Source organism: Campylobacter sp. Cr9 (genome assembly GCF_020138295.1).
Classification (GTDB): Bacteria; Campylobacterota; Campylobacteria; order Campylobacterales; family Campylobacteraceae; genus Campylobacter_E.
This window is the reverse complement of record NZ_JACGBH010000004.1, coordinates 1-10,512: the sequence shown is the minus strand read 5'-3', so window position 1 is coordinate 10,512 and position 10,512 is coordinate 1. Positions and strand designations below refer to the sequence as shown.

Here is a 10,512-nt window from a genome sequence, read left to right as displayed (position 1 = left end):
TTCGCTAGACTGCAAACCTTACCCGACATCTCTTATCTAATTCTTAAGGAGATTTTTTGAATAAAAATTATTTATTAAATATAAACAATATCAAAACAGAAGCTCTAGCAGCTTTAGTAGTTGGCTTTGCGATAATCCCTGAAGCCATAGCTTTTAGCTTGATTGCAGGTGTAAATCCTAAGGTTGGAATATACGCTAGTATTTGCATATTATTAGTTAGTTCTATTGCGGGTGGAAGACCTGCGTTAATTTCAGCTGCAACAGGTGCTATGGCTTTGCTTATGATTGATTTGGTGAAAGGCTATGGGCTTGATTATTTAATGGCTGCAGGTATTTTGGCTGGTATTTTTCAAATACTTTTTGGAGTTTTAAAAGTAGCTAGATTTATGAGTTTTATACCTCGTTCAGTTATGGTAGGCTTTGTTAATGCTTTGGCAATTTTGATTTTTATGGCTCAGCTTGATGAGATTTTTAAGGCAAATTCTTTAGGACTTGCGATAATTTGCATTGCTTTAGGCATAATTTATTTATTTCCTTTACTTCCTAAAATAGGTAAGATGATACCTAGTTCTTTAGTGGCTATTGTGTTAATAACTATTATTAGTATTAGTGCTGGTTTTGATGTTAGAACTATTAAAGACTTAGGTGAATTACCAAGCGAATTGCCACATTTTTTAATTCCAAATATTCCTTTAAATCTTGAAACATTACAAATTATTTTGCCTTATTCATTAAGCCTTGCAATGGTTGGAATAATGGAAAGCTTAATGACTGCAAATGTTTTAGATGAAATAACCTCAACAAAAAGTAACAAAAATCGTGAATGTATAGGGCAAGGTTTAGCAAATATTAGCACAGGATTTTTTGGTGGAATGGCAGGTTGTGGAATGATAGGTCAATCTATGATAAATGTAAAATCAGGTGCAAGAACAAGGCTTTCTACATTTTTAGCTGGTGCTTTTTTGTGTATTATAATAGTTTCTTTAGCTGATTTTGTAAATTACATTCCTATGGGTGTTTTGGTTGCCATTATGATAATGGTATCAATTGGAACTTTTGATTTTAGTTCAATTAAAAAATTAAAAAGCTTTCCTTTTTCAGCAAATGCCGTTATGATTACAACTGTTGTTGCTACTATATTTACACATAATTTAGCAATAGGTGTTGTAATAGGGGTTTTACTTGAAGCTTTATTTTTTGCTAATAAAGTTTCTTATTTTTTAAATTGTAAGAAAAGTTTAGATAATGGTGTTAAAACTTATAAATTTTATGGACAGATATTTTTTAAGAGTGTTGATAAATTTTATGATGAATTTAACTTTGATGAGAAATGTGAATGTATTATAATTGATGTTAGCAAAGCACATTTTTGGGATGTTAGTGCTATTTATGCTCTTGATAAGATTATTTCAAAGTTTAAAGATAAAGGCACAAAAGTTGAGATAATAGGCATAAATATAGCAAGTTCATATATGATGAAAAAATTTAGTATTAATAAAAATTAAAATAATTTTTAAAAGGTGAAATGAAGATGAAACAATATATTTTAGCTTGCATAGATACTAAAGAAAACGCAAAAGGCGTTTGTGATGCTGCGATTTATTTTGCGAATTTGTTAGGAGCTGGTGTTACGCTTTTACACGCATTAGAGCAAAGTGATGATTTAGAGATAAATATCACTATAAATCCTAATTTTGAGCCAAAGGTTTTTGAAGAATTTGCAAAACATAAAGAAAAAGATGAACAAGCTAAAGATAAAGATGGGAAAGAATTATTAAACTATTATCAAAACTATTGCGAAAACGCAGGAGTAATTACTAATACCCTTCATCTTCATGGAGATTTAGCTAATTTAATCACTATTATTGAAAAAGATTATAAATTATTAGTGGTAGGAAAATTACTTGATAACGAACAAGATTTGCAGATAAAAGAAATTATAAAAAGCGTTAATCTTCCTATTTTATTAGCAAATAAAGATTTTCATTCTATTGATAAAGCATTATATGCTTATGATGGAAGCGATAATTTAGACAAAGCTTTAAACAAAGTTTTAGTAAATCCAATAATTAAAAATGCTTCAAGAGTTTTAATTCATCTAAGTAAAGATGAGAAAAAAGCTAAAGAGATTTTAGAAAAAGGAAAAAAAGTTTTTGATAAATACAATAAAGCAATAAGCCTTGAGATATTAGACAGAACTAGTCCTAGTGATTTGGTAGATTACGCACATAATAATTTTGATATTATCGTAATGGGAGCTTATAAAAATATGGCGATAAAACATATAATTTTTGGCTCTTTTACAAACGAAGTTTTAAAAAAATCAAAGCTACCTTTACTAATCTTAAAAAATTACAAAGAATTTGAAATAGGAATTTAAATTTTAAGTTTATTTTAAGAACGGGGGGGGGTATTATTCTTCTTTTAAGTTTTTAAAAGGAGAAAATATGAAAAAATTGTTATTTTCAACAATTTGTTTAGGTGCATTATGCGTTGGTGCTAATGCTGATTATTACTCAGGTATTGAGTTTGGCTCAATAACAAATAAAGCAAACGAAGGCGAGAGCATAGGAAATATGTTTAGCATCGGTGCTTATATTCGTGATTATAAAGAAAGCGATGAAAACTCAAGCTTCGTAAAATCATTTAGAGTAGGCTACGATACAAAGACTAAAGATAATTATGGCTATACAAATGTAAATGCAGAGCTTTTACTTGGATATGGTATGTATTTTTCATCTGATTTTAGCCTAAACTTATTAGCAGGTGCTGGAATTAATCTTGCAGAAGAAAATTATAAACCTCTTAGCGATTCAATTAGCGTTCATACACCATACGCAAAAGTAGGATTTAGCACACTTGCTAAGTTTGGCGAGAGCAAACAATTTGGCGTTACTTTAGATGCTTATTTTAATCGCTATTTAGATTATGACATAATTGAAGATAGAAAAGAAAACTTCTTTAGTGCAGAGCTAGGTGCTTTATATAAATTTAATTCAAGCAAAGAAGGTTTATATACTAAAATTAATGTAGGAACAAAGGATTCATTATTTTCAGACAAACTAAACAATACTTATTTTAATATTGGCTTAGGCTATAAATTCTAATTTAACTAATTTTATCCGTGCTTTTTGGCACGGACTTCTTTTGATTTTCATTTATTTTTTAAGCTTATTTTAAGAACGGGGGGGGGTATTATTCTCTTTTTGACTTTAAAAGGAGAATGAATGAAAAAATTGTTATTTTCAACAATTTGTTTAAGTGCATTAAGCATTGGTGCAAATGCTGGAACTTACTCTGGCATTAGTTTAGGATTTTTATCTACTTCTAAAACAATTTTTGTAATCAATGGCAAAGAATATTTGGATAAGAACAACTGGGATGTAAATGGCTATATTAAAACTTATAAAGAGCATGAAGTTGATTCTGAGTTTGTTTGGAATTTTGAGGCGAATTATTTTTGGAATAATTATAAATATAAATTTGATGATATAGTTCCGGTTGTTAGGAATTCTCAGTTTGACTTTAGCGCTTTGATTGGATACGGAATGTTTTTTAATGAAGACTATGAAGATGAATTAAGCCTTAACTTAATGGGTGGTCTTGCGTATCATCGTATGGGGATAAAAGGCGGTGCTAATTATGGTATAAAGGGCTTAAAATTTGGTTTTAGTGCATTATCAAAGCCATTTGATACAAAAAATATATGGTAACTCTTGATGCTTATTATAATTTTTATTTAAGCAATGATTATTTTGATGATGTTAAAAAAGATTTTGATGTTAAAAAGAGTAGAAATGCTTACGATATATCAGTAGGTATGCTATTTAATACGACCGAATCTCGCTTTAGCCCTTATGTAAGCTCAAAAATAGGCGTAAAAGATAATTTATTTTCACAAAAAAACAATAATATTTATATAAATCTTGGCTTAGGTTTTCACTTCTAATTTAACTAATTTCAATCCGTGCTTTTTAGCACGGAACTAAAATCCTATTTCAAATTCCTTGATTTTTTGCTTGAAATTCTAAGGAATTTGAAATAGGAATTTAAATATCTAAATCCTAAGATTTAGATATTTAAAATTATGCTAGAGCTTTTTCTAAAGCGTCAAAGTCTGGTAATTCAGTAATTTCAGCGCATACTTCGCTATAAACTATTTTGCCAGCTTTTTGAACGAAAATTGCTCTTGTAGTAAGTCCTTCTAAAGCGCCTTCTAAAACTCTACAGCCATAGTTTTTAACGAATTCGCCGTATCTAAAATCGCTTACAGGAATTATGTTTTCTAATCCTTCAGCTGAACAAAATCTACCCATAGCAAAAGGTAAATCCATACTTACAACATAAACTTTCATTCCAAGTTTATTAGCTTTTACGTTAAACTCACGAGCTTCTTTTGCACATACAGGTGTATCAATACTAGGAACGCAAATTACGATTGCATCTTCATTTAGATTAATAACACTTAAATCTTTTCCTACTACTTTAGTATCTTTTATACTATCTCCAACTTTGATTGCTTCGCTGATTGCAACTGGGTTACCTTTAAAATTAACTTTCATAAAATTCTCCTTTTTTAAAATAAGACAAAATTATTCCTATTTTTGGTTACAAAACGATTATTAAAATTGAAAGTTTTTGAAAATAATTAAATTTATTTATCTTGCATAAAGTTTTCTTTTAAGCTATTATTCGGTTTTTAACTTTATTTAAAAGGAGAAATTACATGAGGAGTTTACTTTGGCTCAGCTAGGAGCACGTTTTCTAAAATAGGTTTTGTCTTAGCCCTTGCAGGTGGTGCTGTTGGACTTGGCAATGCTTGGAAATTCCCTACGATGGTAGGACTTAATGGTGGTTCGGCTTTCGTATTACTTTATTTATTCTTATGTTTAAGCTTAGGTTTATCGTTGTTTTTAGCAGAAATTGCACTAGGAAAAATCACAAAGAGCGATTTAGCGACAAGTTATTTTACACTTGCTAGATTTAAGCCTAATTTGTGTAAGCTTGGTGGTGTTTTTATGCTTACAGGAATATTTGTTTTAAGCTTTTATTTGGTTATTTTATCTTTAGTTTTTCATTATATATTTTTAAGTTTTTCTTTGCCTAATGATATTAAAGAAGCGGGGGCATTGTTTCAAAACACCATTTCAAATGATATTTTTAAAAGTATTTTATGCTTTAGCTTTTGCTTTTTTTCAACGATTTATGTAGTTAGTCGTGGGATAATTAATGGTATAGAAAAATTAAATGTAGTGCTTATGCCTGCACTTTTTGTGATACTTTTATTAATGCTTGGTTTTAGCCTTACTCAAGATGGTTTTTTAAAGGCTTGCGAGTTTTTGTTTAAACCTGATTTTTCTAAATTAGGGCTTAATTCTTTGCTAGATGCTTTAGGTCTTAGTTTATTTACACTATGCCTTGGGATTGGTTGTATTAGCACTTATGCAGCAAGCCTAAATAATGAAACAAATATTTTAAGCTCAAGTCTTTTTGTAGTATTTATAAATCTAATTATAGGTCTTATAATGGGGCTTATTGTATTTACTTTCATCTTTACTTTTGGTGCAAATCCTAATGAAAGCGGAGCAGGGCTGGTGTTTGTTAGTCTTACAACACTTTTTGCAAAATTAGGGCTTGTAGGAGAGATTTTAGCTTTAAGCTTTTTTGTGGCTTTATTTTTTGCAGGAATTACAAGTGCTGTTTCAATGATAGAACCATTTACTTTCTATCTTGAAAGAAAAATGAGTAGAGCAAAAGCTTTAGTTTTAATAGGAACTTTTGTTTATATAATAGGTATTTTAGCACTTTTAGGAATGGCAGGAAAGCTTAGCTTTGATGCTTTTGGTATGCTTGATTTTTTAACAAGCAATATAATGCTACCTTTAGGGGTATTATTTTCTAGCATTTATGCTGGGTTTTTGATGAAAAGATATTCGTTTTTTAAAATCTTTTTACCTATGTTTGGCAAAAAACTAACTAAGTTTTATTTTGTTTTTTTAAAATTCGTAACACCTATTGCAATAATTTTGATATTAATTAATAATTTTTACCCCTTAGGAAGTTTTTTGAAGTAAAATGATGCAATTTTTAAGAAAAAAGAGGAGTTAAAGATGTTACAAGATTTAGGCATAGAGCCTAGCAAGATTTTTTATAACTTAAGTTATGATGAGTTAAGAGCTCATGAGTTAGAGTGCCGTGAGGGTGAAGTTTGTCAAAATGACACTTTTGCAGTAGATACTGGGATTTTTACAGGAAGAAGCCCTAAAGATAAGTATTTTGTAAATGCAAATCCATCAAGCGAAAATATAGCGTGGGGAAGCGTTAATAGAGCTTGCACCAAAGATACTTTTAATGATAATTTAAGAAGAGCAAAAGAGTATTTAAACGGCAAAAAACTTTATGTTATGGATGTATTTTGCGGAGCTAGCCTAGATAGTAGAAAAAAAATCAGATTTATAACCGAAATCGCTTGGCAAGCACACTTTGTAAAAAATATGTTTATTCGCCCAAGCGATGAAGAATTAAAAGACTTTAAACCTGATTTTACAATCATCAATGCTTGTAAATTAAAAAACGAAATGTATAAACATCAAGATTTAAATAGTGATGTTTTTGTAGGTTTTGATATAGAAAATAACATAGGTTTAATTCTTGGCACTTGGTATGGTGGCGAGATGAAAAAAGGTGTATTTTCTATGATGAATTACTGGCTTCCACTACAAGGAAAAATGAGTATGCATTGTAGTGCAAACGTTGGTAAAGATGGCGATGTTTGTTTATTCTTTGGGCTTAGTGGCACGGGTAAAACAACTCTTAGTACTGATGCAAATCGTGCTTTAATAGGTGATGATGAGCATGGTTGGGATGATAATGGAGTGTTTAATTTTGAGGGAGGTTGCTATGCAAAATGTATTAATCTTGACCCAGCTAGTGAGCCTGAAATTTATGCAGCGATTAAGCGTAATGCTTTACTTGAAAATGTTGTTATCACTTGCACTAAAGAAGTAGATTTTTGCGATGCTAGTAAGACAGAAAATACTCGTGTAAGCTATCCGATAGAGCATATCACAAATCACGAACCAAGCCTAAAAGCAGGACATCCAAGCAATATAATCTTCTTATGTGCTGATGCTTTCGGTGTTTTACCTCCTGTTAGTAAGCTTAATATCACTCAAGCAATGTATTATTTTTTAAGCGGTTATACTGCAAAAGTTGCAGGAACTGAGCGTGGTATAAAAGAGCCTGTTGCTACATTTAGTGCTTGCTTTGGAGAGCCATTTATGCCGCTTGCACCTAGTGTATATGCGAAATTATTAGGCGAAAAGATTAAAAAGCATAATGTTGATGTATATTTAGTAAATACTGGCTGGAGCGGTGGAAGCTATGGCGTTGGTAAGAGAATGAGCATAAAGGCTACTAGAGCTTGCATTAATGCTATTTTAGATGGTTCTATTAAAAATAGTGAATTTTATAATTATGATGTATTTAATTTAGCAGTTCCAAAAAGCTTAGCAGGTGTTGATGAGAAATTATTATATCCTATTAAGACTTGGGAAAATGAAGCGGATTTCATAGCTACTAGAGATAAATTAGCTAAGATGTTTGTTGAAAATTTCAAAAGATACGGCGATAAGGCAAATGAGTTCTTAGACGCTAGTCCTAAAATATGAGTTTAGAGAGTTTTTTACAATTTAAAATAAGTAAAGACGGCTTAAAGCCAAGAAAACTAGACTCGCTACCTAGATTTGCCCTAATTTGTGGGGCAATCTCTAGTGGCAAAAAATCTTTAGCATTTTATAATTTAGATGATTTTGTTTATATTGATATGAGCGATTTAAGATTTATAAATGCAGATTTTAAAAGCTTTATAGAAAAAAACAATATAAAAAATCTTATTATAAACGAACCTTGCACGGAATTTGAATTAGGAAATTTAGAGCGTTGTTATATTTTAAGCTCTAATAAAAATTATTCATATAAGGACTTTATTAAAATAAAGCTTGATTTTTTAGATTATGAAGAATTTATTTCATTTTCAAAGAAAAATTACAGCCCAAGCGAACATTTATCAAATTATTTATTATTAGGGCAAAATCCCGCAAATGTTGAACTAAGCGCATTAAATGCAGCCTTAAATACTCAAAAAATATTAAAGCAAAGCTTAAGCGAAAACGAAATAATAGCTTTAAAAGAACTTGCATTAAAAATAGGCACACAAACAAGCATTTTAAATCTTTTTAAAGAGTTTTTAAAGCATAAAAAAATCTCAAAAAATGATTTTTTTAAATGTATATATTCACTTGAAGATAAGTTTTTATTACATTGGGTAAAACATATTGATAAAAATCTCAAAAAGCCTTATTTTTGTGATTTTTCAATGAAAAACTCGCTTAGTTTTAAAAAGGATTTTTCTAAAACTTATGAGAATTTAATAGCTAATGAGCTTTTAATGGTTTATGATGAGATTTTTTATGATTATGATATAAGCTTTATAATAAAATCAGCAAATTTAGGAATATTGTGTGAAGCATTTACAAATAAAGATTTTATAAAATTAAAGAGCAAAAAATTAAGCAAAAGAGCTAAAGATTTGGGTATTAATCAGATTTTAGTGCTTTCATTAAACGAGCAGTTTAAAGATAGTTTTGATGGTGTGAAATTTATAGGGCAAACCTTAAATACTTGGCTAATTTCAAAGGAATTAAATGATTGGGATTGATGAAGCAGGGCGTGGAGCATTTGCAGGTCCATTGGTGCTTGCAGCTTGTAAGCTAAAAATAAATATAAACGAGCTAAACGATAGCAAAAAACTAAGTGCAAAAAAGCGTGAGAGTTTATATGAAATAATCAAAGAAAACTCAGAGCATTTAATAGTATTTGTTGATAATGAATATATAGATAATTTTGGCATTAGAGCAGCTTATCAAAAGGCTTTAGGCGAGATTATTCTTAAGTTTAATAAAGATGAATTATTATTTGATGGAAATACTGATTATGGAATGGGTATAAAAACTCTAATAAATGCTGATGAGACCAAGCCTTGCGTAATGGCTGCAAGCATTCTAGCTAAGGTTAGCAGAGATTTTTATATGGCTAATTTAGATGATGATTTATATAATTACAAATCTCATAAAGGCTACGGAACAAAGCTTCATATAGAAGCTATTAAAAAACACGGCTTAAGTGCTATTCATAGGAGAAGTTTTTGTGCTAAATATAGTAAATGAATATTTAAATACACAAAAAGGACAAGAGCTATTAAATACTTTAAATAGCGAATATGAGAGCAAAATCATTTATCCAAAAAGGCAAGATTTGTTTAAAGCCTTTAGCTTATGTGAAGTGCCAAAAGTAGTGATTATAGGACAAGACCCTTATCATGATGGAAGTGCTGATGGCTTAGCGTTTTCATCAAGCATTAAAACTCCGCCTAGTTTAAAGAATATTTTTAAAGAAATCTTAAATGATTATCCAAATGAAGCTGTGATTTTGCAAAGTGATTTGAGCTATTTAGCAAGACAAGGCGTAGCGTTATTAAATGCAAGTCTTAGCGTGCAAAAGGGCAAAGCTAATTCGCATAAGCATTTGTGGGAAGATTTTTTTACTTATGTTATTAGAAGAATTAATGATGATTATAATGATTTAGTCTTTATGCTATGGGGAAAATTTGCAAATGATTTTGCAGGATTTATTGATACTAACAAGCATTTAATCCTAAGCTCAGCACACCCAAGCCCACTTGCAAGGGGAAAATTTTTTAATAATCAACATTTTTTAAAATGCAATGAATTTTTAAAATCAAAAAATATTAAAGAAATTTCTTGGCTAATTCCTATTTCAAATTCTTAAAATCGGAATTAGACTTTTATATCAAGCAATTTTGTGTCGCTTAGTTCATTTATAAAATCTTTTGTATAAGATATAAAATCTCCTAGCTTATCGCTACTTATTAAATCTTTTAATTTATCTTCGCTTATGTTAAGATTAATAGCAAAATCTTTTAATAGTTTCTTTTCATCATCATTAAGCGCATCTTGACCTTGAGTGTTTAATTTCTCTAAGGTTGTTATTTTTTTTATTTCTTTTAATTCTTTTTCTTTTAATTTTTCTATACTTGCTAAGATATTAACTCTAGGAATACTCATAAAAGGTTGATTATCAAAAAACACTCCGTATTCATAAGCAGTATTAGAATTGTTATATTCTTCGGCAGTTGTTATATAACCATCAATATTTTTATCCATACTAATAGTTCCATCAAGTGCTTTGCTAATACTACTTGCATTATCTTTATTGATAGCAAAAATACTTGGAATATAGCTTGCAACTTTAGTGGCTTGCCCTGAATCATCTTTGGTTGGTTCCACATATAAAGAAAATGCTTCTATAGTATAATTAATTTCTTGTTTATCTACTTCTCCATCGTTATTTCTATCAGCTGCAAGATAATTTCTTTTATATGCTATATCGCTAAACCAACCAGCTACAAAACTTGCTGCATCTTTATCTAAG

General features: G+C 29.8%; 12 protein-coding genes. 10 read left to right on the top strand and 2 right to left on the bottom strand.

Annotation, left to right across the window (positions count from 1 at the left end; genetic code table 11):
* Positions 1–56 precede the first annotated feature (56 nt).
* The 5 genes from AVANS14531_RS02750 to AVANS14531_RS02730 all read left to right on the top strand — a co-directional run bounded on the left by AVANS14531_RS02750 (position 57) and on the right by AVANS14531_RS02730 (position 3,949).
* A complete protein-coding gene (locus tag AVANS14531_RS02750) occupies positions 57–1,505 on the top strand; it encodes a SulP family inorganic anion transporter (RefSeq protein WP_336611250.1) in 1,449 nt (482 codons plus the stop codon).
* A gap of 26 nt (positions 1,506–1,531) precedes the next feature.
* The gene (locus AVANS14531_RS02745) at positions 1,532–2,380 is read left to right on the top strand and encodes a universal stress protein (RefSeq protein WP_336611249.1); all 849 of its coding nucleotides are present in this window, start codon (positions 1,532–1,534) and stop codon (positions 2,378–2,380) included.
* Positions 2,381–2,447: 67 nt separating this feature from the next.
* Positions 2,448–3,107 carry a hypothetical protein gene (locus tag AVANS14531_RS02740; protein WP_336611248.1) on the top strand — a complete coding sequence of 220 codons (660 nt, stop codon included), beginning with the start codon at positions 2,448–2,450 and terminating at the stop codon, positions 3,105–3,107.
* Positions 3,108–3,227: 120 nt separating this feature from the next.
* Positions 3,228–3,713: a hypothetical protein gene (locus tag AVANS14531_RS02735; protein WP_336611247.1), complete on the top strand. Its 486-nt coding sequence runs from the start codon at positions 3,228–3,230 to the stop codon at positions 3,711–3,713.
* Positions 3,707–3,949 (top strand): hypothetical protein, encoded by a 243-nt coding sequence (locus AVANS14531_RS02730; RefSeq protein ID WP_336611246.1) that lies wholly within the window; start codon positions 3,707–3,709, stop codon positions 3,947–3,949. Before AVANS14531_RS02735 ends, AVANS14531_RS02730 begins: the two co-directional genes overlap by 7 nt.
* A 136-nt stretch (positions 3,950–4,085) precedes the next feature.
* Here AVANS14531_RS02730 and tpx read toward each other — a convergent pair whose 3' ends face one another.
* On the bottom strand, positions 4,086–4,562 hold the full coding sequence (gene tpx / locus AVANS14531_RS02725) for a thiol peroxidase (RefSeq protein ID WP_336611245.1): 477 nt from the start codon (positions 4,560–4,562) through the stop codon (positions 4,086–4,088).
* A 207-nt stretch (positions 4,563–4,769) separates the two neighbouring features.
* On the opposite strand from tpx, the gene AVANS14531_RS02720 reads away from it, so the two are divergent.
* The 5 genes from AVANS14531_RS02720 to AVANS14531_RS02700 are packed head-to-tail and all read left to right on the top strand — an operon-like array spanning position 4,770 to position 9,849.
* The gene (locus AVANS14531_RS02720; RefSeq protein WP_336611308.1) at positions 4,770–6,074 is read left to right on the top strand and encodes a sodium-dependent transporter; all 1,305 of its coding nucleotides are present in this window, start codon (positions 4,770–4,772) and stop codon (positions 6,072–6,074) included.
* Between the two features lie 36 nt (positions 6,075–6,110).
* Positions 6,111–7,670: a phosphoenolpyruvate carboxykinase (ATP) gene (pckA, locus tag AVANS14531_RS02715; protein WP_336611244.1), complete on the top strand. Its 1,560-nt coding sequence runs from the start codon at positions 6,111–6,113 to the stop codon at positions 7,668–7,670.
* The gene (locus tag AVANS14531_RS02710) at positions 7,667–8,719 is read left to right on the top strand and encodes a hypothetical protein (RefSeq protein ID WP_336611243.1); all 1,053 of its coding nucleotides are present in this window, start codon (positions 7,667–7,669) and stop codon (positions 8,717–8,719) included. The genes pckA and AVANS14531_RS02710 overlap by 4 nt, the downstream gene beginning before the upstream one ends.
* Entirely contained in the window at positions 8,706–9,227 is a 522-nt protein-coding gene (locus AVANS14531_RS02705; RefSeq protein ID WP_336611242.1) for a ribonuclease HII, read from the top strand. The genes AVANS14531_RS02710 and AVANS14531_RS02705 overlap by 14 nt, the downstream gene beginning before the upstream one ends.
* Positions 9,208–9,849 (top strand): uracil-DNA glycosylase, encoded by a 642-nt coding sequence (locus tag AVANS14531_RS02700; protein WP_336611241.1) that lies wholly within the window; start codon positions 9,208–9,210, stop codon positions 9,847–9,849. Before AVANS14531_RS02705 ends, AVANS14531_RS02700 begins: the two co-directional genes overlap by 20 nt.
* Before the next feature lie 8 nt (positions 9,850–9,857).
* Here AVANS14531_RS02700 and AVANS14531_RS02695 read toward each other — a convergent pair.
* Positions 9,858–10,512 (bottom strand): hypothetical protein (locus AVANS14531_RS02695; protein WP_336611240.1); only part of this gene is annotated, 655 nt, incomplete at its 5' end.

What these genes read in the sequence shown, in the direction of transcription:
- AVANS14531_RS02745 (WP_336611249.1), top strand. Translation starts at nt 1,532, where the DNA reads ATGAAACAATATATTTTAGCTTGCATAGATACTAAAGAAAACGCAAAA.
- AVANS14531_RS02740 (WP_336611248.1), top strand. Translation starts at nt 2,448, where the DNA reads ATGAAAAAATTGTTATTTTCAACAATTTGTTTAGGTGCATTATGCGTT.
- AVANS14531_RS02735 (WP_336611247.1), top strand. Translation starts at nt 3,228, where the DNA reads ATGAAAAAATTGTTATTTTCAACAATTTGTTTAAGTGCATTAAGCATT.
- AVANS14531_RS02730 (WP_336611246.1), top strand. Translation starts at nt 3,707, where the DNA reads ATGGTAACTCTTGATGCTTATTATAATTTTTATTTAAGCAATGATTAT.
- tpx (WP_336611245.1), bottom strand. Translation starts at nt 4,562, where the DNA reads ATGAAAGTTAATTTTAAAGGTAACCCAGTTGCAATCAGCGAAGCAATC.
- pckA (WP_336611244.1), top strand. Translation starts at nt 6,111, where the DNA reads ATGTTACAAGATTTAGGCATAGAGCCTAGCAAGATTTTTTATAACTTA.
- AVANS14531_RS02710 (WP_336611243.1), top strand. Translation starts at nt 7,667, where the DNA reads ATGAGTTTAGAGAGTTTTTTACAATTTAAAATAAGTAAAGACGGCTTA.
- AVANS14531_RS02705 (WP_336611242.1), top strand. Translation starts at nt 8,706, where the DNA reads ATGATTGGGATTGATGAAGCAGGGCGTGGAGCATTTGCAGGTCCATTG.